General features: G+C 54.0%; 13 protein-coding genes and 3 pseudogenes. 9 read left to right on the plus strand and 7 right to left on the minus strand.

The window, feature by feature from the left end; translation table 11 throughout:
* Positions 1–31 precede the first annotated feature (31 nt).
* Positions 32–694 (plus strand): nitroreductase, encoded by a 663-nt coding sequence (locus tag DIE06_RS35555; RefSeq protein ID WP_124665423.1) that lies wholly within the window; start codon positions 32–34, stop codon positions 692–694.
* Between the two features lie 1,115 nt (positions 695–1,809).
* Here DIE06_RS35555 and DIE06_RS35560 read toward each other — a convergent pair.
* On the minus strand, positions 1,810–3,720 hold the full coding sequence (locus DIE06_RS35560) for an FUSC family protein (protein ID WP_124665424.1): 1,911 nt from the start codon (positions 3,718–3,720) through the stop codon (positions 1,810–1,812).
* A gap of 994 nt (positions 3,721–4,714) precedes the next feature.
* On the opposite strand from DIE06_RS35560, the gene DIE06_RS35565 reads away from it, so the two are divergent.
* Both DIE06_RS35565 and DIE06_RS35570 read left to right on the plus strand, forming a co-directional pair.
* Positions 4,715–5,875 (plus strand): porin, encoded by a 1,161-nt coding sequence (locus DIE06_RS35565; RefSeq protein WP_124665425.1) that lies wholly within the window; start codon positions 4,715–4,717, stop codon positions 5,873–5,875.
* 101 nt (positions 5,876–5,976) lie between these two features.
* Positions 5,977–7,290, plus strand: coding sequence for an MFS transporter (locus DIE06_RS35570; protein WP_124665426.1), 1,314 nt, complete (start codon positions 5,977–5,979; stop codon positions 7,288–7,290).
* 199 nt (positions 7,291–7,489) lie between these two features.
* Here DIE06_RS35570 and DIE06_RS35575 read toward each other — a convergent pair whose 3' ends face one another.
* Entirely contained in the window at positions 7,490–8,014 is a 525-nt protein-coding gene (locus DIE06_RS35575; protein ID WP_124665427.1) for a gamma carbonic anhydrase family protein, read from the minus strand.
* Between the two features lie 2,037 nt (positions 8,015–10,051).
* Between DIE06_RS35575 and DIE06_RS35585 the strand changes: the two genes are divergently transcribed.
* The 5 genes and pseudogenes from DIE06_RS35585 to DIE06_RS35605 all read left to right on the plus strand — a co-directional run.
* Positions 10,052–11,434 (plus strand): DUF1329 domain-containing protein, encoded by a 1,383-nt coding sequence (locus DIE06_RS35585; protein WP_124665428.1) that lies wholly within the window; start codon positions 10,052–10,054, stop codon positions 11,432–11,434.
* Between the two features lie 513 nt (positions 11,435–11,947).
* Entirely contained in the window at positions 11,948–13,765 is a 1,818-nt protein-coding gene (locus DIE06_RS35590; RefSeq protein WP_124665429.1) for a DUF1302 domain-containing protein, read from the plus strand.
* Between the two features lie 59 nt (positions 13,766–13,824).
* Positions 13,825–16,185: an RND family transporter gene (locus DIE06_RS35595; RefSeq protein ID WP_124665430.1), complete on the plus strand. Its 2,361-nt coding sequence runs from the start codon at positions 13,825–13,827 to the stop codon at positions 16,183–16,185.
* Positions 16,186–16,199: 14 nt separating this feature from the next.
* Positions 16,200–17,195 carry a YCF48-related protein gene (locus DIE06_RS35600; protein WP_124665431.1) on the plus strand — a complete coding sequence of 332 codons (996 nt, stop codon included), beginning with the start codon at positions 16,200–16,202 and terminating at the stop codon, positions 17,193–17,195.
* Positions 17,196–17,361: 166 nt separating this feature from the next.
* Positions 17,362–18,081, plus strand: a pseudogene (locus DIE06_RS35605) (IS256 family transposase); the annotation flags it as partial.
* 270 nt (positions 18,082–18,351) lie between these two features.
* Here DIE06_RS35605 and DIE06_RS39315 read toward each other — a convergent pair.
* Positions 18,352–18,660: pseudogene (locus DIE06_RS39315) on the minus strand (transposase); the annotation flags it as partial.
* Positions 18,661–18,907: 247 nt separating this feature from the next.
* Here DIE06_RS39315 and DIE06_RS39320 point away from each other — a divergent pair.
* Positions 18,908–19,114, plus strand: a pseudogene (locus DIE06_RS39320) (IS256 family transposase); the annotation flags it as partial.
* 84 nt (positions 19,115–19,198) lie between these two features.
* Here DIE06_RS39320 and gabD read toward each other — a convergent pair.
* The 4 genes from gabD to DIE06_RS39665 all read right to left on the minus strand — a co-directional run bounded on the left by gabD (position 19,199) and on the right by DIE06_RS39665 (position 24,748).
* On the minus strand, positions 19,199–20,650 hold the full coding sequence (gene gabD, locus DIE06_RS35620; protein WP_124665432.1) for an NADP-dependent succinate-semialdehyde dehydrogenase: 1,452 nt from the start codon (positions 20,648–20,650) through the stop codon (positions 19,199–19,201).
* Positions 20,651–20,734: 84 nt separating this feature from the next.
* The gene (gene gabT / locus DIE06_RS35625; RefSeq protein ID WP_124665433.1) at positions 20,735–22,018 is read right to left on the minus strand and encodes a 4-aminobutyrate--2-oxoglutarate transaminase; all 1,284 of its coding nucleotides are present in this window, start codon (positions 22,016–22,018) and stop codon (positions 20,735–20,737) included.
* A gap of 866 nt (positions 22,019–22,884) precedes the next feature.
* Complete coding sequence (locus tag DIE06_RS35630; RefSeq protein WP_124665434.1) at positions 22,885–24,066, minus strand: porin; 1,182 nt, start codon at positions 24,064–24,066, stop codon at positions 22,885–22,887.
* A 337-nt stretch (positions 24,067–24,403) separates the two neighbouring features.
* Positions 24,404–24,748, minus strand: a complete 345-nt coding sequence (locus DIE06_RS39665) for a TRAP transporter large permease subunit (protein ID WP_409364538.1) — start codon at positions 24,746–24,748, stop codon at positions 24,404–24,406.
* Positions 24,749–24,761 lie beyond the last annotated feature (13 nt).

Raw genomic sequence — 24,761 nt, forward strand, 5'->3', positions numbered from 1 at the left:
CGAAGAGAGCCGAGGTCAAAGGCGATTTGAGATGCTGAAAAGGCTTCTCGACGAACGACGGTCGTGCAGAGCTTTTAAAGCTGATGCTGTCGCACGAGACGTTATCCTAAGTATATTATCTGCAGCGCAAAAGACCGCGTCAGACTGCAATATACAACCATGGCGAGTAAGGATCATCAGCGGAGCTGCGCTAGATCGACTTCGTCATGCTATGTACGAGCGCGCACTGTGCGGAGCAGCCCCCGTTGCGGATATACCACCGATCGCAAGCTATTTTGGCGTTTATAAAAATCGGCGGCGCGATTGTGGCTGGCAACTATATAGTGCGCTTGGTATCCAGCGCGGAGACCGTACGGCATCGGGGAAGCAGGCACTTGAAAACTATCGCTTCTTCGGAGCCCCGCATTTAGCTCTTGTCACCACTCCCGCTACACTTGGCGCACGCGGTATGTTGGATTGCGGTGGGTACTTGACCACATTCATGCTCGCAGCTTCCGCTCTTGGTGTCGGCACTGTCCCGCAGGCATCGATTGCATATCGCGCCGATGTGATTCGTGAGCAGCTAGGGATCTCGGCGGAGGAACACATTGTGTACGGTGTATCGCTTGGTTGGCCGGACGAGTCTCATTCGGCTAACGGCTATCGTACTTCGCGCGCGTCACTTGAAGAAGTGGCCGAGTTCATTGATCTATAGCAGATGTGTTCTCACTCGTCCGCGAAGATTGGGGTACAAGTTATTGCTTGCTTTGGCCGAGAAGATCAAATCCTCGTGGCGGCAGCCCAAATGGAATCCGTCGCTCCTTGGCCTGGCCGGGTCCCGAAGCTTTGAGGGTTCACCCAATACAGTGCAAGGCGAAACGAGGTGCTTTTGGTCGATTTCCATCATCGGAACGGCTCGGAGTCGGGGCTGAATCGGCGCAGTTCTGACGATATCGCCAGAATTGCGTCGGCGTGTCAGCGGCTGGAAGCTGCGCGAGAAGTGCTCAAGCACGCTTCTGCCGGAGGCGACTTCAATGACCTCAGTGAACTGTCGGGGAAGCACGGGGACGGTTTCTCGTGCGCGGTATTGCGCGCAGCTGCTTCACACCTTCGGTCTGTGAGTGCAATATCGCGGCGTGATCCGTTCGTAGCGTTAAGTGCCGCGAATCAGGCAATAGATCACTGGTCTATTGCCGCGGCCTCGATCTCTAGTTCGCGACCACGACTCAACCTGCTGACTGCTGTCGCATGCAGTCTCATGCTACAAAAATATCACTGCGATGAGCTCATTGAAGCCCTCGATCTGATAACGACAGCGTCTCAACGAAGCCGACTCGTCGTCGCCTTTGGATTCGCGGAACTGAATCGCTTGGAAGAGGCAATCGCGATAGCCGCTCCTGTTATCCTGCGTTGGCGTGCTAATTACATGCATGGATCTAGTGCACTGCGATCAATTGAAGTTGCAGTGCATGGGTGGTTGTCAAGAAGTGGTAGGTACGTCGAGGCACGCGGCTACGCACCCGACTGGGATGGTGTCGCGTCACGGGAAGTTTGCAGGCAGCGGCGTTCACTCATCCACCATGAGGTAGTCGATATGGTGCCGCTCCTCCAATTTGCTAACGAAATCTCTGTTCTTCCGGGAGAGATTGAGACCGGAAACCAGCCCGGTTGAGTGGGTTGTGATTCATGGAACTGCAACTGACTTTTCGAGAGGCAGTGTCGGTATTCATGGTAGTTCAAATGGGCCGACTGGGTGCAACCAGCCGATCGCTGGGTGTCTTCTGACACGGTCGCTGCACTCCAATCCCATGCTGCTATGGGCCGACGAGATCAGGATTGCCGGCGGTTTGCCGCCCAGTATCGATCGAGTGCGGCCGCAGCTCTGGCTGTTGCGTCTTCATTTCTGTCGCGGTACGGAAGTGCCTGGCCCGACCCGTCTCGTAGTACATATGTTCCATCCACGATACCCTTTAGCATGGATGCCAGCGATCGAAAATGAGTCGGGGTTTCTGCTGGTTTCGACGAATCCAAATCCAGATCGTGAAGCGCAATCTTGAGCCATGAGCAACAGTCCTCAAGGCAGATCCATCGCTCGTAGGTGGTCCGCCTACCAATAAGGCCTTCTAAGGTGATTACCGGTCGCAGTGCTAGCTCTGCCTCGATTAATTTTTGATCAAGGACGCGAAATTGTTGGTACGTGTTGTAAAGGCTCTCTTTGGAGTCGTTGGCGAGTGTGTCTACGGCTTCTATCAATGCAATGAGGACGCCACGCTCGGTTAACGATGCCTCGCTTACTGTCTTAGTCGGAAATAGCGCTATCGAAACAAATATCGCGGCCAAGACGCCAATCCCAGTTTCTTCGAGACGCGTGAGAAGGATTTGAGTCTCAGAGAATCCGAGCGAGGCGTACAACAAACCGACGAAAATCGTTGCAAACAACACTCCGATTCCGTAGTTGGCAGGGATGTAGAAGTGCAGCGCAAAAATAACGACAAACATTGCTGCACATGCGAGCATCAAATTTCCACCGATGATCCAGCCCGCCACCAATCCTATTACCAAACCCGCGACGGTGCCGACGAGTCGAAGAAAGCTCCTATGAAGAGTTGCGGTATTAGAGCGAGCAAGGACGGCATTTGCTGTAACCACCGCCCAGTACCATCGACCAGGAACAAGGAATTCTGCCAGTAACAGTGCCGCCGTGACGGCTGATGTGATTTGAATCGCGGGTCGCCACGCGAGTGATTTTATAGAAATTGGTTTCTTGGCAGTAAGAGCGATTGGGCGAATCTCAATCTTCTCGGCAATAATACGCAGCGTTGATATGGATTCGTCGAGCAGGGCGATGCGTGCGGACATCCTACCGCGTAGCCACTCGGCCGAACCGTTGTCATGTATCGCGGAGTTGCACGTTGGCGGTAGGATTTGCGCTTCTGGATTAGCCAAATAGCAGCAGGCAGCATGGGCCCGAGTCAAAGCATGAAAGAGAGAATCTGACTGAGGAGAGCGATGACCGCGCAGTTCGTTTTCGATCACCGCTATCGACCGACTCATTCGGCCGCATGCCCTCTGATTGGCCTTCTTGCGAACATCGACTCGTGATGAGCCGTTGAGTGCGCTGTGACGTATGAGATTCGAATTCCACTGAAAGTCGAGCAGAGCGCTTTGCAATATACGAATGGGTGAGTGAGGGAAAAAAAGAATGCAAATAGCTAACGTTGACACTGCACCAATTGCGACCGATGCGATTTGAAACGGAATTGCCGTAATCGGTGGGCTCAAATAGAGTTCAACGCAAGTTGCGACGAACCAGATCACTGTTATGCCTAAAGCGCGTCGCATACAATCTTGGAGTAAAATTCCAATAAATATCCCGGCGCAAAGATATGTGGCGCCAAACGATAATTGGAAATTACTAAGAAGGGGAGATATGATTAGGGTTGCAGAAATTATCGTGCTTGATGCGAGTAGCATTTTGATTTGCCCGAGAAATGTATTCTCGCGCGCAAGAAGTACCCACAGAAATGAAATTAAGAACCCGGGTGCCGCAAGTGCTATTGGATGTTTGAACTGAATGGTGAACTGATAGAGGATAATGGCGGAAACTAACGAGGCACCCACTGCCCTCACCGCATTGAGCAGCCGAATCCGGCCCGGATCATGTCCTACCTCCGCAGCAAGAGCGCCGGCGACGCCGTTGAAACTCCAGAACCGCACGACTAACGAAGACAGGGTCAACATTTGATTTGGTAAAGATTAGGGTAGCTACCTAGTCTACGCGATTCAAAATACGCGTGGTTGCATCCACGATGCCGGTGTGCGATATGTGAATTTGGGTGACCAAGAGGCTTCCTTGTCGACTGCCGGATCCTGTCTGGGGCCTTTTGGTTTCCTACGTGCCGAGCGAATCGTCTGCTGAAAAGGCAGTGTGCAGCGTGAAATCGTAAGATCGCACAGGGTCAAGATGGCGCCATCACATGGTGTGACAAATACGCAGTCCAAGTGTAGATGTGTCCGCGCTCGATCGGTGCGTGGTTGCGGCGCTCTACTTGGTCGTCCGTAAGGTTGTCGTAGGCCGCCGGACTGCTTTCCCAAGACAAAGAGTAGGGGAGTTAGTGTGGTGCGCTTGAGCGCGCTGTTGCGGTATCGTAGGCGCCGCTCAAGCGACATATGGGACTGACTTCCCATGGCAGTGCGGCTTGCGGTAGTCAAAGCCGGTTGGAAAACATGATTTGCTCTGCTTCGATGCCAATTCCGCCGCCCGCCTACGATAGGGTGACGGCCGCTGGATAAACTGAGGCAGGGCAAAGTCGAAAGCTTGCGGCTAATGGGTAATCATAGGGCGTTCACCGCTCCGTCTGAGCGGTCTCGGTCACGAGACTTCATGGCTTACGTGGCGGGAACTCGGGCAGGTGGTGGGCGTTCTCCGCGCTGATGAGCTGGAACGGTACAAGTCCGTGTTTAGATGAGCTTCCCCGGATCGGATGTGCGCGCACATGTAGGCATACCCATTGGTCTAAAAATAGACTTGACGGACAAATTTACGTCATATAAGTTCTAACCTCGTGACGACATCTCCGGATCGGAAACTCGTGTAGCCGTTCGCCGTCTCTCCATTCCTAACCATCTCGGGATGGTGTCAGAAACGATTCTTGGCGGAAATAGCGGTGAGGGAGCTCACGGTCGACAAATGATATTTTGAATATCTCGGCGGTCAAGTAAATTCGGTATGCGAATGAAAAATAAAATTACTATGGTGTTGACGGTGTCGCTTGTATTTTTCTCCATTGGAGGTGCGAGTGCGCAGAGCTCGGTAACACTATATGGTTTGATAGATAACGGTATCGATTTTGTAAATAATTCGGATGGCAAGAATATCTATGCTATGCGCGATGGAACCTACACTGGGGTTTACGGAAGTCGTTGGGGATTGTTGGGGCGCGAGGATATTGGGAGTGGTTTCGCGACGATTTTTCGTATCGAGAGTGGTTTCAATCTTCCCGGTGGCGTGACGGCTCAAGGTGGGCGTGAATTTGGCAGGCAGGCATATGTGGGATTGGCATCGGACCGGTTCGGGGCCGTCACATTCGGTAGGCAATATGATTCAGTCGTGGACTTCATGCAGTTCGCGTCAACGACGTCTGAGCTCGGAACGTATGCGGCGCATGCAACGGACGTCGATAATATTGTCAATTCCTTCCGGATCGATAATGCAGTGAAATACACGAGCCCTGTACTTGCTGGGCTTCGCGTCGGCATGCTGATGAATTTCAGCAATTCGACGGGCGCTGGTCCGCGGCGTACTATTCCGGTTTTGAGTATCGGCACGGATTATTTTGCAGGTGGCCTCCGGGTTGCTATATCTTACCTCTACGCAAATAGACCAGCTCAGTCTTTCACGACCGGTGACGGTCACTTCTTAGCCAACACGAGCGGCTCGTCAATTGGCGCGAATGGGCCTTGGAGCTATATCGGGAACCCGGATCACATGAGCATTCTCGCGGCGGGTGGCACCTATGCATTTAATAGTGTCACCATCGGTGGGATCTATACCCGAACGCGATTCTCGGAGGCAAACGGTACCGCGAGTGATGTCTCTTACGATAACTACGATGTGTCGGTCCGCTACCAAATGACACCGGCACTGCGTTTGATTGGCGGATATCTATACACTGTCGGACACATCGATTACTTGCAGGAGACGTTGAAATATCATCGCTTTATCGCGGGCGCGAGATACGCACTTTCTAAGCGAACGGAGGTATATGGCCTGATTGCGTTGCAGCAAGCAGCTGGCGATGCGCGATACGCGGATCTCTATCAGGGTACGGCAGCACTGATGTCTACGACGAATCGTCAGATTGGGGCTCGAGTTGCTATCGTCCATCGATTCTGACGTTCGAAGTTGGCCGGAGAGCGGCAGGAAAATGCGTTCGTCCGGCCTCGCGGAAGCTGACTCTCGACCAGTCAACCTTTGATTAATGTAGGGAAGAAACCATGCCGATTACGCGCGACTCCGATCTTGTCGGGGCCCGGGAAACTCGGGCCAACGCAATGCGCCAAGCATTTTCAGTGGGGCGATTGCGCTGGGCCATGCTTGCTCTGGTATTTGCTGCGACAGCGCTCAACTACATTGATCGTGCGGCACTTGGAATACTGCAACCAATCTTGAGCGTCTCTCTAGGTTGGTCGACAATGGATTATGCCAATATCAATTTCTGGTTCCAGGCCGGTTATGCAGTTGGATATTTCGTACAGGGCACTTTGATCGATCGATTTGGCGTGAAGCGCGTATTTTTCATTGCCGTCTTTTTATGGAGCATCGCGACCGGATTGCACGCGTTGAGCACGTCGGTAGCTGGTTTCATGATTTGCCGACTAGTTCTGGGCCTGACTGAGGGTGCAAACTATCCGTCAGGTGTTAAGATTGTCCGGCTTTGGTTTCCTGCAACGGAACGAGGAATCGCAACGGGACTGTTCAACGCCGGCACCCATGTCGGTGCCATCATCACACCGATTCTACTTCCGCTGATATTGCTTGCGCTCGGGTGGCAGGCGGTATTCGTGGCGATTGGTCTGTTGGGAGTGGTATGGGCCGTAATTTGGGCACGAAACTACTACGATCCGCAAAAGCATCCGAAGATCAGTCAATTGGAACTGGAGCACGTAAGGAGCGGTACCGAATCGCCGATGGTTCGCGTCCCGGTGCATCGGATTCTTGCAATGCGAGGAACATGGGCGTTCGCAATCGCATTTACGCTGACGGCGCCGGTGTTCTGGTTCTATCTGTACTGGTTGCCCCCGTATCTTCATCAGCGTTACTCATTGGGCATCAGCGTAAATCAGATTGGGTTGCCCTTGATCGTCATCTACCTTGCGGCTGACGCTGGCAGCATCGGTGGGGGAATCCTTTCGTCGTTCCTGATCGGCCGTGGCATGCAACCAGTTCATGCGCGTCTTAGCGCCATGTTTCTGTGTGCACTCGCCGTCATTAGTGTTGTCGCGGCCGACTCAAGTCATTTATGGACAGCAGTTTTGGCTATTGCTCTTGGCATTGCAGCAGGCCAAGCGTGGATCTCTAATATCTACAGTATCGTGATGGACTTCACGCCCCGGAATGTTGTCGGAACGGTATTTGGTTTCGGTGGGATGTGTGCAGCTGTTGGTGGTATGTTCATGACGCAGATTGTTGGCTATATGCTCACAATCACGCACAACAATTATAAGATGCTCTTTATGTCAATTCCAGTTCTCTATGCTGTAGCGCTGGTATGGCTGCTGCTGATGGCGCCAAAACGAGCGATTACCTAAGAGCTGTTAGGGGCTGTGGAGCAGCCCCCTGAAACACCCGGAGGGGCGCACGTTATGCGTTCCCTCCGTTGTGTTGTTTGTAACTCGAACTGGGTTTAATCGCTGACAGCCTTCTGAGTAAACTGTCCGTATCCGCTGATATGATCCGGGTCGATTTTGGCCACTCCGGTAGTTGCTATTGTGAGGACCGGAGTCCATACTATCCGATTCGAACGAGGCTGCGTTTGTATTGCCCCCGTCGGTTGACATAATGAACGGCTCCTCTCTCGAGGTCCTGAATTTCACGGTCATCGAGAAGTCGCACAACCTTAGCGGGAGATCCGAGGATTAGCGAACGTTCGGGAAAGATCTTTCCTTCTGTGACGACCGCTCCCGCTCCAACGATGCTGTGATTCCCGATTATGGCGCCGTTCATGATTACGGACTGCATACCGATCAGAACGCATTTTTTGATCTCGCAGCCATGCAGCATGGCCTGATGTCCAACTGTAACGTTTTCGGATATGAGGATAGGGTATCCGTCATCTGCGTGAAGCACTGCGTTCTCCTGGATGTTCGAACCTACGCCGACACGAATGCTCCCGTCATCGCCGCGAAGCGTCGCTCCAAACCAAACGCTGACATTCTTCTCGAGAACGACATCTCCGATGATCGACGCCGTCTCGGCGACAAACGCAGTCTCATGAATCTCGGGAATCTTGTCATCTAACTTGAATATTGGCATAGGAAATTCCTTTATAGATTTCTCTGGGGTAGTCGCCTGACGCACCTTGTGCCGGATCCTATTACGATCCGTAAGGTATGCCACACACATCCGCCGGGCGATCTTGGGGGAAGAGATAAATCAGTGAACGGATGGACATTTTTTATGACTGAGCGGTCAGTTTGCCCTAACCACCCCAGAAGTCAATGTTGGGAAGCATCGTGGGAGTGGCGCAACTCGTTCCAAGTCGTGGAACCGATGCCCGACGTCCAAGGCGGCTATATCTTTTGTCAAGAGGTCAGGGCTAACTTGGATTGGTAAATGGAGTCGTCGCGCTGCGTTTCGACCACGCGTTGCGGCGGCGCCGTTCGAGCGTGAAGAGGGCGTTGTAGCGGAGTTCTGCATTGTTGGATCTTGCGCGAGCAATGAGCCCATGAGGTGGTTTGTCGGCAACTTCGATCGGGGTGTGCCGTAGTCTTGACTCCGACGTCCGGAATGTCGATCAGGACTGGCCAAAGAGGGGGCAAACTTCGATCCCTCAACCACGACGACGACAAGTTGCTAAGCCAGAGGGAGGTGTACCGATGGTAGCGGCCTGCGTGCGGAACACGATCGAGCTTGCTCGGTTAATGCCGTGCCCACGCGCGCGGTGAGCTTGGGCGGGCGGTTAGCGCCGGTCCTCTCGCGGGTGGAGGCAAGCGCAGCGAGCGACGGTTAGATCGAGCAGCGCTTGCTGGTCGAAGAGTGATCAGTGAACGGGGTCGAGTGGTGGATGGATCGGAGTTGGCGGCGCGCGAATGCGGTTGCCGGTTCGTGTGAGGTGAACTGCCAAGTCGTCATCGAAGCTGCAGAATAGGGTAGCCCCCGCGAGTTTCTCGTCGGCCCATCGAAGCGGGCGCAGGGTCCGCGGAATCGAGCGTACTGCATCGGCGTGATCGCAGTGTCTCGGGCATCGGTCCTGGGGCTTCGCCCGCGTACAAAGCTGCGACGCAGGGCAAGTCCGGGCAAATAGACGGCGACTGTGCCTTCGGGGCGACGGCTGCAGGGAGCGCACTGATGGTCCAGGACAGATCTACGACGAACAGCAATCGGACGCGAGTCTTGAGTTCGGGGTGAGGGCGCGCGGATCGACCAGCTTCGCCGGGTCGCGTTTTGTTGCAGAGACGCTTGCAGTTGAGATCGAGCGCACCGGTGTGATGCTGGCTTTTCCCTCCGTCGACGCCAAAGAAGACGTCGACAGTGTCATGTCCGGTTCACTGTTCGAAGCGGTATCTACTTCCGAGCGTGCTCGCTTTGAGGCCTGTGCCGGTGCCGCATTGACTTCCAGCGCGGCACCGTACGTCCGAGGAATAAGTGCTCATAGAAGCACATCATCGGGTAAGTAGTACTTCGAAGACCGATCAGGATGACGATGCCTGCGAGGACGTTGACCGACGTAGCCACAATTGGCTCCGTACGTGCATCGCGCCGTCGAGCCTGTCTATATCGTGCGGACGAAGGGGGGACGCGAGTTTCGGACCGGGTCAATCGGATGGCACTATTCCGACGTGCGCCGGCCGCATGCGGACGTACGAGCTGCGAAGAAGGTACACGGTGAATCAGTGTTTCCCCTACCGCGATGCGATTTGGCCACGTGCCGAGTAAACGGGACTAGGGGAAGTACCGGCACCGCGCGAGTCCTTGCCCAGATTGGGTTTCGTCATTTTAGGTCTAGCTGTGGAAAAAAAAGCTTGTGCCAAAATATTCGTTGTCGTAGATTTTCGTAACAGAGGTGCTAGCGTCGTAACTACTGTAGCGTCTACCTAGGAGACTGACCGGAGGCCAGCACTGGGACGATGGCCAGCCTAGGACGATGCATCCAGAGGAAACACAGCCACGAACGTTGCGCTGTTTTTTTTGGGCTGTTTTTATACTTACCGGTCAGTCTAAAAGCATACGGGTCAGGATGTTTGCGGGATAGCAACTCTTGGCCAGTGTGTGAGGGCGGCAATGGTGGGCATCCAGAGTTGTCGTCGGCACCCGACGATAAGTGCGAGTTCATAAAGAGGAGAGAAGGTCATGAAGATGAAAAAGTCGATGTTTGCGCTTACAGCGCTGGCGCTTTTTTCGGTCCATTCTTGGCCGGTCGCTGCGGCTGACGTTTCGAAGCTCGGTGATGAGCTGACTGCGACTGGGGCAGAGAAAGCGGGGAGCAAGGATGGTCAGATTCCGGCTTTTGAGGGACAGGCGAAGCCTGTGGGGAGCTGGACGTATGGCAAGCCCCGGAAGGACCATTGGAAATACAAGGACGAAAAGCCGCTCTTCGTGATCGACGCATCCAACGTCGACAAGTATGCAGACAAATTGACACCTGGTCAGATCGAGACGCTCAAGCATGTTCCAGGGTATACGATGCCGGTCTACCCGACGCACCGCGATTGTGGTGTGCCCGAGGATGTCGCACAAAACACGAAGGATGGGGCGTCGAAGTCGGCGATTGGGAGTAACGGATGGTCGTTGGAAGACGCGGTGCTGCCCGGCGTTCCGTTTCCTGTGCCTCAAAACGGGATTCAGGCTCTGTGGAACTTCTTGGTGCGATATCAGGGCGCGGGAACCGTCTATCCTGACATCTTGACCTATCTCTCGCCGCGGACAGGTTCAACTCAGTCTATTGAATACCATTCAGAAGCTTTGGGATACTTCCCTTGGGGAGCCAAGGGGCAGCACAGCCCTAAGGAGTCTGGTGGACTCCAGAGCGGACAGTATTACGTTTATAGTAGCCCGGCTGCCCTTGCGGGGCAGGGAACGATGGCGCGAAACTACTTTGGTAAGGACGCCGACACATTCTACTATTTTACAGGGCAGCGACGCGTTCGACGCCTTCCCGCATACACCTATGACGCGCCAATGATCGGTTATGAGAATGAGTATACGATCGATTCAACGGGCGTCTTTAACGGCCTTCCCGATCGGTTTGACTGGAAGCTGGTTGGCAAGAAAGAGATCTATATCCCCTACAACGTCTTTGCGATGCAAAACGCGACGGCTAAGCTCAGCGACGTCACTGGACCTCATTTCGTGAATCCAGCGTTCCGTCGTTACGAACTGCACCGGGTTTGGGAGTTGGTTGGAACTGTCAAACAGGGCATGCGCCACTCGACGCCTAAGAAGGTCATCTACCTGGACGAAGACAGCTGGATCGCTGCGCTCGGAGATGACTACGACGCTCAAGGGAAGATCTGGAAAGCGAAGGAAAACTACATTACTCCGCAATGGGATCTTGGTGCGTGCAATCTTAATGCCTTCATTCAGAACGATCTGATCAATGGTCGATACATTCTTGATATGACGATCATCGGTACAGGAAAAGATTTCAAGAATATTCAGGACGCGAAGTCTGACCGACGTCTGACCGAGGGTTTTTTCACGGGTGAGAGCCTGCAGGCTGTCAGTTCGCAGTGAGGAAATAGCTAACACTCCCTGCTCGGAACGGCTGGTCTGCGTTCTGACAGGGAGGTGGTTGGTCGTTGTCGACGCACTCGATTGATATCGATTACGGTATCCCTACGAGATTCCAGAAAAACGGAATCGCGCAAACGAGTGGTTCACGGACGGCTGGGAACAAAAAGGAAACCAAAAAATAGAGGCGGATTGGTTGTCTACACTTAAAGTGAGTGAGACAAAAAATCTCGAGGGCCAAGGGGATTTTGGATCGGGTTTATGTGTGGCTAATCTGTGAGACACGACAAATGTCTGACTTAAGTGTGCGATGTGGCTGAATAGCCTAGGCGGACCGAAGAGTGCAGACGGCGTTCATGCATAGGCCTGGGCAGAGCAGAGCAGAGCGAAGTCACGCAGGGACATCAGTTGCATAGAGATCGTAAATTTTCGAAGTCAAGTGACTGAGCGCTTGCGTACTTGATACGGGTCGCTGTTCAGACAATTCGTCGGAAACCATCGGCAGGGGAGAGCAAAGTGAAGAGGAAAGTCCTAAGTTTCGTTGTGCCAACGGTATTCTCCGTTCTGGCAAGTGGTCAAGCATATGCGTACTCTTTCAGCACCGGATTCGGTGACCTGCAGGGGCAGTGGAACACGAACGTAACCGGTGGTCTGTCGGTTCGAACGAAGAATCCGAGCTGCTCGCTGACCGGTGACCCCAATACGGCTAATTGCGGGCCTGGAGCGAATACCGCTCAATGGGCGAACGGCGACGATGGTGACCTCAACTACCGTAAGTACCAACCTACCAGCGCATACCTGAGCCTCACCTCCGAGCTGCTGCTGACTATGCCGTCCGAAGGATACAAATTCATGATCCGCGGTACTGGCATGTATGATTTTGCGGCGGCGCACACGCAACGAACAGAGTTGGCACCTAGCGCATATAACCAGCTCGTTCGCAACGTCCAATTGTTGGATCTTTGGGCACAGAAAGATTTTCATATCGGAGACGAGCGCGCGCATGTTCGCGTCGGTAACCAGGTTATCAACTGGGGTGAAAGCTATTTTGCATCTGGTGGCATCAATGCTACTAACGGTCTAGATATCCAGAAGCTACTTGTTCCGGGCACGCAGCTGAAGCAGGCGCTGTTGCCAGCTCCCATGATTAGCTTTGCAAGCAGTCTTCCTGCCGGTTTTTCAACAGAAGCCTATTATCAATGGCAATGGGTCGGTAACCGCTACCCGCCAGTGGGGGGCTTTTGGTCGGCATCGGATGTTTTTGGTCGTGGTTCGCAGCCGGCATCGGTCAGTGGTAACAATTTCAACGTAGGTGGCCTTGATGGCGGCACCATTGCGGGCGGTCATGGCGTAGTTAGCAATGGTACGCTGAACGCAACCAATAACAACCTTGTTAATGGTGCGTATACTGGCCTCCCGACTAGCCCGATTGGGGTGCCTTTTAGCAACAATTTGCCCAGCAATCGTCCGCAGTACGGTGTGAAGATTGGTTACCACCCGAGCTTCGTCGATGCAACATTTGCATTTTATTACGAGAACTACACGGATAAAACGCCCGTTCTGACTAATCTTGCTAACGGCAGCGCACAATTCTCGTATCTTCCGAATCGTCAATTGTTTGGGGTGAGTGCGAACTTCTCCCTTGGGGACTGGGCAATCGGCAGTGAGCTTTCCTATCGCCCACGTGAAGCAGTCGCACTCTCGGGATGCTATGGAGTTGGCGGTCCGGCCGACGTCAACACCAACGGCGTAGCGGGAACGTGCAACGCGTATTCGGAAATGAAGAAATTTCAGTTCGATATCAACGCCCAGTTGAATCTTACGAAATCTTCCTATCCGTTCCTGAAGTACCTGGGCGCAGACATGGCCGTATTTACGGGTGAGTTCACTGCAATCCACTTTCCTGGTCTGAATACGGATTCGAAATTCTACGGCTCTGTCAACGGTACACCCACGTATCAGATCCCCGCTGCTGGGTACGGAACATGGTTGGCGAATTCCAACCTGGGGTACCCGATCGCGGCCCCCAAGGGTACGGCACTATCAACGGGTATCACGCTCGATTTTAACTGGACTTATGACGGTACCGTAATTCCTGGCTGGCAAGTGACGCCGGGCGTGACTTTTTCTGCTGCGTTGTCGGGATACACGCCGACTCTCTCTGCGAACTACATGAGTGGGGCGAAGTCAGTGAACCTATATGTCTTGTTCAACCAAAATCCGACCGTTTGGCAAGCCGGCCTGAACTATACGATGTATTTTGGCGGTAATGCACTTTCTCAGCCGTACGCAGATCGCAATTTTGTCGGATTGTTCGTCACCAGAAACTGGTGAGCAATTGAAGGCTTGCGACGGACCTTCAGTCATGAGGGTTCCGTCTTAGGAGAAAAAACGTGTTAGGTCGACGTATCAAACGTATCGAAGACTGGCTGTTTCGTAGTCGAGGGCCAGTCTTGGGGGTATTTGTAATTTTCACAGCCGTTATGGCTTTCTTTGCCGCGCAGTTGAGAATGGATGCCGGTTTTGAAAAGCAGATACCGGTCGGTCACGAATATGTGAAAACACTCAATCAGTATCGGGCGAACCTCTTCTCTGCGAACCGCCTTACTGTAGTGTTGCGCGTGCGTAATGGCACGATCTGGACGAAGGACGGACTGGCGAAGCTTGCCGCTTTGACTCAGGCGGTTGTATACCTTCCGAATGTTGATCGTCTCGGCGTGCAATCGTTGTGGACACCAAATAGCTTTGTTAACGAAATTACAGAGGAGGGTTTCCGATCTCAGCCGTTGATTCCAGGTACGATCACGCCCGATGGATTGAGTGCGGAAGTAATTTCGCAGATTCGACGCTCAACGGTCGAAGGGGGATTTGTTGGATCGCTGGTATCGCGTGATGGGAAGGCGGCGATGATCACCGCTGAGCTTAGTGAGCTCGGGGCGGATGGGAAAAAGCTGGATTATGTTGAATTCAATCATGTTCTCGAAAACTCCATTCGGAAGCCTTTCGAGAATTCCACCTACGAAGTTCAGATAATTGGATTCGCGAAGCAGATTGGTGATATTGCCGACGGCGCAAAATCCGTATTGATGTTCTGCGTGATTGCGCTCTTGCTGACTGCGCTTGCGGTTTATTGGTACTGCCATTCGATTCGCTTCACAGTACTTCCGATCGTGTGCTCTCTAACGTCACTAGTGTGGCAGTTTGGTTCGCTGAAGTTATTGGGATTTGGTCTTGACCCGTTGGGAGTGTTGGTTCCTTTCCTCGTCTTCGCCATTGGTGTGTCACATGGCGTTCAACAGATCAATTACATTACACGAGAGCTCGCGCACGGAAAATCATCCATGCAAGCAGCGCGAACCAGTTTCACCGGGCTGCTCATTCCTGGCACGCTAGCGCTTGTGACGGCGCTCGTGTCATTTGTCACACTGTTGCTTATCCCGATTCCAATGATTCGGGAACTGGCGATTACCGCATCTCTTGGTGTAGGGTTCAAAATTCTGACTAACCTCGTGATGCTTCCGCTAACGGCATCCTATTTTCATTTCGATCAAAAGTATGCTGATTCGATGATGAAAAAGCGTGAGCAACGTTCGAATTGGCTGAGGGTGCTCTCCCGGGTTGCTGAGCCACGCAATGCAGTGTGTGTCTTGCTCATCCTTGTGGGTGTCTTTTCGGCATCGGTGTGGGAAAGCCGGGATCGTGTGGTTGGAACGCTGCAACCAGGTGCTCCTGAGCTTCGGCCGGAATCGCGGTTCAATCGTGATGCGGTATCAATTGCCAGCAATTTCGATATGGGTCTTGACTGGCTGTCTGTCGTCGTTGAGGCACCGCCGAACTCGTGTGAAAGGCCCGGGGTTGGTCAGTTTGATGACAAGCTGACCTATGCGCTACAGAATGTTCCAGGTGTCGTGTCCATCTCCTCCTATCCGGGAATGCTGCGCTCTTATAGCCAGGGGTACAACGAAGGCAATCCGAAAATGAACGTCGTACCGATTGATCCGGGCAACTACGCTAGCCTCAGTTCCGAGATCGGGCGGGTGCGAGGTTATGTGAATCAAGACTGCAGTATGACCGCGATACACCTATATCTATCCGATCATAAAGCAGCGACTATTAACCGAGTGATTGATTCGGTCAAGCAGTTCCGTGATGCTCACCCGACGCCAGGAGTGCGCGTGCGCCTTGCTGCTGGTAATGCCGGTGTTCTCGCCGCAATTGACGATGAGGTTGCCGAGAGCGAGTTGCCAATGATGCTCTACGTCTATGCGGCAATCATCTTCCTCGTTTTCGTCGTGTATCGGGATCTGCGGGCGGTGGTTGCATGTTGCCTTCCCCTGACGGTTGGTACGTTTATTGGGTACTGGTTCATGAAGGAGTTTGAGATTGGGCTCACTGTTGCCACATTGCCGGTAATGGTGCTGGCTGTGGGTATTGGGGTGGATTACGCTTTTTACATCTACAACCGACTTCAGGCCCACCTTGCGGAGGGGCAGAATATTGTTGATGCACTCGAGCACTCGATTCTAGAAGTCGGGATGGCCACAATATTTACTGCAATCACACTTGCAATTGGTGTGGCAACGTGGAGCTTCTCTAGCCTGAAGTTTCAGGCGGATATGGGCAAGCTGCTGGCCTTTATGTTTATCGTGAACCTGGTTATGGCAATGACGGCTTTGCCGGCTCTAGCGGTCATTCTTGAGCGCGTGTTTCCTCGTCGTAAGCCGGTCCGTGCGCCTGGCATTGTTGGTCATTGATTGGGAGGCGTGAAATGACGACTCGATTGAAAATGAGTAGGTGCGTCGCTGCGCTTCTTATCATTGCCGGTAGCGATGTTGTGTTTGCCGCGAAGGACGATCTGCCACCAATCGCGGGAACAGCGGTGGTTCAAATTCACGCCGCTCAACCCAGTCCGGCTCTACGTGGGACTCAAATCTTGGGTACAGCTAAGGCGTCAAGCAGAATCGTTGCTGTCGGCGACCACGGAATTGTTATGTTATCCGATGATAATGGAGGATCGTTTCGACAGGCTCGTTCGGTGCCCGTGGACACGACGCTTACAGCGGTTGCCTTCGTGGATCGCGACAACGGCTGGGCCGTCGGGCACGGTGGCGTTGTTATTCATACAAGCGACGGGGGGGAGCATTGGACACTGCAGCGTAAAGACCTTTCGGTCGATCAGCCTCTATGGGGGGTGTATTTCAAGGATCGCCAGAATGGTTGGGCTGTAGGTTTGTGGTCGTTAATGCTGCAAACGAAGGATGGCGGCGCAAGCTGGCAGACCGTAAAAGCTCCTGTCCCACCTGGGGCGAAGAAGGCCGACCGAAACTTCTTCTCTGTCTTTGGGGACGGCAAGGACGGAATCTATATTTCGTGTGAGCAAGGTCTTGTATTGCGCTCCGCCGATAGCGGTCAAACTTGGTCGTACGTCGAGACTGGATATCAGGGCTCTTTTTGGACGGGGCTTGCGTTACCGGATGGCACCTTGCTCGTAGGTGGGCTGCGGGGGAACGTCTATCGAAGCGATGATCACGGTGCCAACTGGACGCATTCTGCAACTGATTTTTCGAATTCGATAACTGGCTTCTCCGCTGGATCACATGGAGTTGTTTTTGCCTCCGCACTTGATGGGGTTGTTCTTGAGAGCGGGGACGATGGCAGAACATTTCATGGTCAGCAGAGAGCCGGTCGTGAATCGCTCACAGCCGTGACAGTATCGGCTAGTGGAAAGACTGTCCTCTTCTCGCAATCGGGTGTTCTCAACTGATCAAGTTGGTCCGTTTAATGGCGAAAAGTCTACGTGAGCTAGGATCGCGTAGACTTTCTAGCAGTGATTTTTTAACTCTTCAATTGTTGTGTTATTCGCCGAAGAAGCAGGTAGTCGCACACGTCGGAATCTTTCAACTCTGACTGGGACGGAAATTGGATGAGCCTCAGAGCAGTACGATATCGAGGTCTCGCCCGATTTCATCAGCTCGGTCACCGACGAGGTCGTGGCTGAAGTCACCACCTGGCGGGCTCGGCGGCTTGAGCCGATGTACCCGGTCGTGTTCATTGACGCGCTGCGGGTCAAGATTCGCGAAGATGCGGTCGTGCGCAACAAGGCGATCTACCTTGCACTGGGAGTTCTGCCCGACGGCACACGCGATATCCTGGGTTTGTGGATCGAAAGCACCGAAGGCGCCAGGTTCTGGATGAAGGTCTTCAACGACCTCAAGACGCGTGGTATCAACGACATCCTGATCGCCGTGACCGATGGCCTCAAAGGCATGCCCGAAGCGCTGGCGGTAGTGTTTCCGGCGACCACGCTGCAAACCTGCATCGTTCACCTGATCCGGAATAGCCTCGATTACGCGAGCTGGAACGACCGTAGGGGGCTGGCTGCCGCGATTCGCCCGATCTACGCGGCGCCGAGTGCAGAAGCCGCCGGAAGCGGAACCCAATGCGTTTGCCGACGGGCCATGGGGCAGAAATTCCCACCGGTCAGCGCGGCGTGGCGCAACGCATGGGATCGCGTGATTCCGTTCTTCGCCTTTCCAACAGTAGTTCGCAAGGTTATATACACTAGGGATCAAATGCACAAGCTCCCGCGCCGCACTTCGCTCGTTCGCTATGTTCGCGCTTCTGGCCATTGTATCGGCACACCGTCTGATTTTGGGCGCGACTGCTTCCCCACCGGTTAAACAGTCTCTGATAGGTTCGCTCAGACTGCTCAGGCACGGCTCGCTCTTGCTGACGAATGCTCTTCAGGCTGTAGGCGGCAGCCGAACCTTTGCGCGAACCATGTTGCGCCGGCATTCCGGCCTGCGGTCCAGCGCGCGCAGTTTGTGCGCGGTCAACGCAGGGCGATCCCACGCGAACTGTTCGCCGCGTGTCAGAACATACCATACGATCACTGAGAGTTTGCGAGAGGTCGCGACGGCGCTCGCATACAGCTGCGCCAGCACGGCTGCATCGATCTTGTCCGTCTTGACTCGTGCCTCGGCGATCAGCCGGACTTGCAGCGGATTCGCAATCGCCACACTCGCGACGTGCCGGCGTAGCACGTTGACGATGGCGGCAGTGTTGCCGGTCGCCTCGAGCACCACGTGATCGGTGGCACGCAGTTTCTCGGCAAAGCGTTCCAGTTCGTCGCGTCGCAACCCGGTTCGGCCGCCTGCATGCAGCGTGCCATTCTCCAGGTACGCGATCTCGGCCATGGAGCGCGAAATATCAAACCCCACGATTCGCATAACCGTCTCCCATATCAGATCACTGTTGGGAGCCGGTGGGACAGCACGACAACCACGGATTCGCGCTCACAGCGCAACCGGGCGGGTCGCAGGGGCGGCCAACTACTAACACGAGCTCGCGGCTCATTGTGCAACAATGGCCTGCCCCCCCCGAAGTGCTCCCCAGTGCCCCTGTCCTGGATGGTCACACCATACGCTCAAACCACTCGGCGCGGGAACGCGAGGCACCGGCTATATCATGCCGGTTACGAGCGCTATCGAGAACATCAACTCGCACTTGCGCAAGATCCTCGAGACCTAATGGCACTCCGCGCTGATCAGGCTGCCCCCAAGCTCATCTGGCGGGTACTGCTCAACATCGCTGCCATGGGGCCGTGCCACTGATGACTGGAAGACCGTTATGAACCCGTTCGCCATCGTCTACGAGGATCGATTCGTTCGACCATTCGTGTGAATGTCAACCCGCCTCGAATACGGAAATTCTGGTATCCCGGCGTTTGCCAATGCTACCGCCCGTTGAAGCGGTAGCATTGAGTACTTACACTCCACCCACACACATGTACTTGATGACCATATATTCGTCTATGCCGTAGTGCGAGCCTTCACGTCCGATGCCAGATTGCTTGACCCCACCAAACGGTGCGACCTCGTTAGAAATCAGGCCAGTATTGACTCCGACCATACCGTACTCGAGTGCTTCTGCAACTCTCCAGATTCGGCCGATGTCGCGGCTGTAGAAGTACGCAGCGAGACCAAATTCGGTGTCGTTTGCGAGTCTGACGACCTCATCATCGGTTGAGAAACGGAACAGCGGAGCGACCGGGCCGAATGTTTCCTCACGGGCAACCGCCATCTTGGCGGTTACGTCGACGAGGACAGTTGGTTCATAGAATCCATAGCCGAGTGCGTGTCTGTTGCCACCGGTTAGAATTCTGGCGCCCTTCGCGAGGGCATCTTGAATGTGTTCCTCGACCTTGAGCACCGCAGACTCGTTAATTAGCGGGCCCTGTGTAACTCCTTCAGTGGTACCGTGTCCAACTTTAAGTTGCTTTACAGCCTCTGCGAGCTTGCTTGCAAATTGATCATATACGCGGTCGTGAACGTAGAATCGATTGGTGCAGACACACGTTTGACCACTGTTTCGGTACTTCGACGCGATTGCACCGGCTACTGCGGCGTCGAGGTCTGCGTCGTCAAATACGATGAACGGAGCGTTTCCACCCAGCTCAAGGGAAAGTTTCTTGATAGTTGGCGCACACTGGGCCATCAGCGTGCTGCCTACTTCAGTGGACCCGGTGAAGGAGAGCTTGCGTACAATCGGATTGCTAGTCAGTTCACCACCGATTACGCGTGAGCTTCCCGTGATTACGCTCAAGACTCCCTTGGGGATGCCGGCGCGTTCAGCAAGGACGGCCAACGCGAGCGCGGAGAATGGCGTTGCATCGGCCGGGCGAACAATAATCGTGCACCCAGCAGCTAATGCCGGTCCGACCTTACGGGTGATCATTGCTGCAGGGAAGTTCCAGGGGGTGATGGCCGCACAAACACCGATTGGCTCCTTAGTCACCACAATCCTGCGGTCGTTTGCGACCGTTGGGATAACGTCACCGTAAACCCGCTTCGCTTCCTCGCCGAACCATTCGATGAACGACGCAGCGTACTGGATCTCGCCCTTTGCTTCCGCAAGGGGTTTGCCCTGTTCCGTCGTGAGTATAAGTGCGAGATCGTCCGCATTTTCGATCATCAACTCATACCATCTGCGGAGGATGGTCGCTCGTTCTTTGGCAGTCTTGGAGCGCCACTTCGGCCATGCTTCGTTGGCTGCGGTGATGGCTTGACGCGTCTCTGCCACCCCCAGACGAGGTACGTGACCAATATGCTCGCCATTTGCTGGATTGGTAACCGAGAGGGTCGCGCCATCCTCTGCCGCAAGCCATTCTCCGCCGATGAAGGCTTTGCTTTGTAGAAGGGTTGGGTCTTTCAGATTCATCGCTGTACAGTATTTCGATTATTGAACATGCACGCCGGCGATGCCGACGTGCCAATAGCTCCGATCTTGCGGCTACGTGCAGTGTTACGCCGCGTGTGCAGCGGCGATCTTGATAGCTTCGTCGAGGATATCCAGAGCCTCGTCAAAGACAGGCTCCTGGATCGTCAGCGGGTACAAGAAGCGAATTACATTCGAGTAGACCCCACATACAAGCAGCAGAAGGCCTCGCTCAAGTGCAGCGGTTTGCACGCGCTTGGTGAACTCGGCATCACCTTCGCCCGTGTCGGGGTTACAGAACTCGATGGCATTCATTGCACCCGGTCCTCGGACTTCGGCGATCTGAGGTACATCAGGCTCAAGCGCATTGAGGCGGGCTTTGAGCTTGTTCCCGAGCTTCGTGGCGCGCTCGCAGAGCTTCTCTTCGTCGATGATCTCAAGGACTGCGTGAGCCGATGCGACGGCGAGCGGGTTCCCAGCATATGTGCCACCAAGGCCGCCAGGTGCCGCTGCATCCATTACTTCGGCACGCCCCACCACGCCAGACAGCGGCATACCGCCTGCCAGACTCTTAGCGATCGTCATAAGATCGGGGGCGACGTCGTAGTGCTCCATCGCGAACAGCTTGCCGGTACGGGCAAATCCCGTCTGAACTTCGTCCGCGATCAACAGAATGCCGTGCGTATCGCAGATTTTGCGCAGGCCGAGTACGAAGTCGGCTGGCGCTTGATAAAAGCCACCTTCGCCCTGAACGGGCTCGAAGATGATTGCGGCGACGCGTTTCGGTTCGATATCAGCCTTGAAAAGCATCTCGATGTGCTTGAGCGAGTCGGCCGTGCTAATGCCATGCACTGCGTTGGGGTACGGAGCGTGGTAGACGTCTGCCGGAAACGGGCCGAAACTCAATTTGTAAGGGGCAACCTTGCCCGTCAGTGCCATACCCATCATCGTGCGGCCGTGGAAGCCGCCGGAGAACGCGATCACTCCCGGACGGCCGGTCGATGCACGAGCAATTTTGATTGCATTTTCGACAGCTTCGGCGCCGGTCGTGAAGAACGCAGCCTTTTTGGTAAAACTCCCCGGCGCGCGCGCTGAGACAGCTTCCGCAAGCGACACATAAGACTCGTACGGTACGATTTGGTAAGCAGTGTGCGTAAAGCGCTCGAGCTGGTCCTTTATCGCTTTGACAATCTTCGGGTGGCGATGCCCGGTGTTACATACTGCGATGCCGGCGGCGAAATCGATGAACCGACGGCCTTCAACGTCCCAGAGCTCAGCGTTTTCGGCTCGTTCGGCATAGAAGTTGCACATTACGCCCACGCCACGCGGAGTTGCCGCGTTCTTACGGTTCTGCAGTTCAGAGTTGTTCATGATTTCCATCTGCGTAGAGGGTTGGGAGACTGCTCACCCCTCGCCATCGGTACCGACTTGAAGGGCATGCTTCGAGCAACTATACGTGTCTCTGGAGCCGGCAATCAGAGCCATTCTCGAAAATACCATGGAGCCATTTTTTTTGTCCGTATGGTCAGTTTGTGGGTCTGCTCGATCAGTGCGAGTGATACATTCGAGCTTGGTTAAGCTACCTGCACGAAACGTCATGAAGGCTTGCGCGAGGGGGAAGAGCCTTGGGGATGCCAACGAAGATCGGCTCAGACACGTATCTTGCTCGGCATGGCTAGGCTTTCGAGTTTCGAAGTTCCATGCCCGTCTAGTCTGTTCGGCAGCGATCGGCGACAACGTGCGGCTTGGCGTCAGTCTCGAGGTGTGTTCGGTTCCAGACGTTGCTTAACGCAAAAATGAGGGGCGCGCGTCCTGTGCTCAGGGCGCTTGCGAAAAGCTCGCTTGTGTCCTGCGAACTGAAACAAAAGTGGTTCGTGTATCGAGAGTCTCCATGGCATAAGTTCAAGATTAGCCAGCGCGTTCTCTCAAGCGGATGTCATGCTCGTGCAGGGCTGTGGCGACGTATAACCATTGGTCTGTGCAGAAGGAACTGACGCAAGTGCGCCGGGTTATAAGGACATATTGCGAGCATTCCGACCTGGACGTTGCAATCTACAACTGATGAAAGGGGCGAGTGACGCGGGCGCCGATCTCGCCTCAGGTACTTTGCGAAAGTGATGGGTGACACTGACGATATGAAGGCGCGCGATAGCAATGGTCGTCTGAGCGTTGGCGGGTGCGGCATCTGGGAACTACCCTCAGATGCCGCAGTTACTATGCCGACAATTCAAAGTTGATCAGAACTTGTGGCGAATGCCGAGACGCACTGCCGCTTGGCGATCGCTATTCGATGGCGTCAACTGATTGATCGATGCGACCGCGGTTTTGCCTGTGGAATCAGTCCCATTAGCCTTTTGATAGGCTCCAATGAGGTAAAGGTCGGTCCGCTTTGAAAGGAAGTAGTCGACCCCCACCGATCCTTGATTGTATGTGGCGCCCCCTGCGCCAGCGCTGCCGCCACTTCTTGTGTACATATACGCTGCGCCGATAAGTAATGCTGGAGTGAACTGATATTTGAAATTTAACTCTGCGTTATTGAAAGTCGCAGTTCCAGAAATTCCTCTAGCAGGGACGGGGCCCGATGTAGAATCCCCGAGTCCCATATACTTGGTGTTGGAATAGTTTGCGCCGAATGTTGAAGCTCCAATAGTGTACGCGGCTCCGGCCCCGATTACCTGGTAGGTATGAGTAGACGCATAGGCGGAAATAATCGGAGACGCCCCAAAATTTGATCCCGGCACTCCTGCGACTACTGACGCGGCCGTACCGCCTGCTCCATAGAACGATACATTTGGGTTGCGTACATTAAGATAACCGGCTGATGCGACAAATGGCCCATTCGAATATCTCGCGCCAAGCGACCAGATCTGATTGCGGCTTACGTGTCCCGCCACTCCCCCGAGCGCGTACATGCCGCCAAAAGTGAACCCAGCCAACGTCGGACTGGTGAACTTAATCGCATTATTTGTGCGATTTGTGTTGTTAAAATTGTCGGTGTCCGACGGATGAGCATTAAGAGAACCACCCCACTGGGCGCCAATCGCCAAAGGGCCGAGATAGTCAACGACCGAATCGTACTGCCGGCCAATTGTTAGTGTTCCGTATGGGCTCGATACCCCGACGAAGGCTTGGCGCCCGAATTCGAGGCCTCCTTGCCCAAGCTTTCCTGAATTTAGGTCAAAGCCATTTTCAAGCACGAATATGGCCGCGACTCCCCCGCCAAGATCCTCGTTCCCGCGCAACCCCCAGCGGCTCCCATTCAAGACTCCACTCGAAAGATTGTACAGACGCTCACCGTTTGCATTGCTGTTGTAGTTGATTCCCTCGTCGATAATTCCATAAAGCAGAATGCTGCTCTGCGCATGGGCGGTGTAACTTACTATTCCTAGTACAGTTGATGCGAGAAGAAGCTTCTTCATTAAATGATCTCCAATTGGTTTTGTGAGTGTGTTTGATTTTTTGGGTGTGAGTTTTACTTTGTGTGGGGTTGGTGCATTGTTTTTGCATTGGGAGTGTGGGTCTGGTGTATTTGTACTCCTTATGTTATTGATTGACGTGATATATAAATTGGATCGCCAACCATGAAATTCCAGAATTTCATTAGGATTTTATGCGGAGTGTTATTGGATTTCGAGTCGTCGTGATTCGATATTGTCGGGTGCGCTATCTCGAGATGAGCGAATGTGTGATAGGTGATGTCCCAATTTTTTGAGGGGGTTGTCGCGGAAATGGCAAATCATTCGGCGATAATAGATCTTAAGGTGCTTGGATTAATCCCATCCCAAGAAGCGGGAAGGAGGCGACGATGGTGATGCCAATTAAGAGTAAGACCAAGTGGTGCCAGATCGGTTGGGCGCCGTCGTCAAGGTTTGTATTGCCGATGGCGTAGTCACTGTAATAATCGGCGCCGAAGGGTGGTGAAAACAATCCCAGCCCCATAGAAATGGTCGCGATTATTGAGTAGTGCGATTCATGAATTTCAAGAACGTGTGCAATAGTCGTGCGGCTACGCCGGCAAACAGCAGCACGATGACGGTGACCAAAAGGAATGCACCGATCCAGGAGACGGCGGAGGCAAGGACGCGCTCGATCGTCGGGCAGCGGGACTGCGAGT

Source organism: Burkholderia sp. Bp8998, from assembly GCF_003854235.1.
Classification (GTDB): Bacteria; Pseudomonadota; Gammaproteobacteria; order Burkholderiales; family Burkholderiaceae; genus Burkholderia.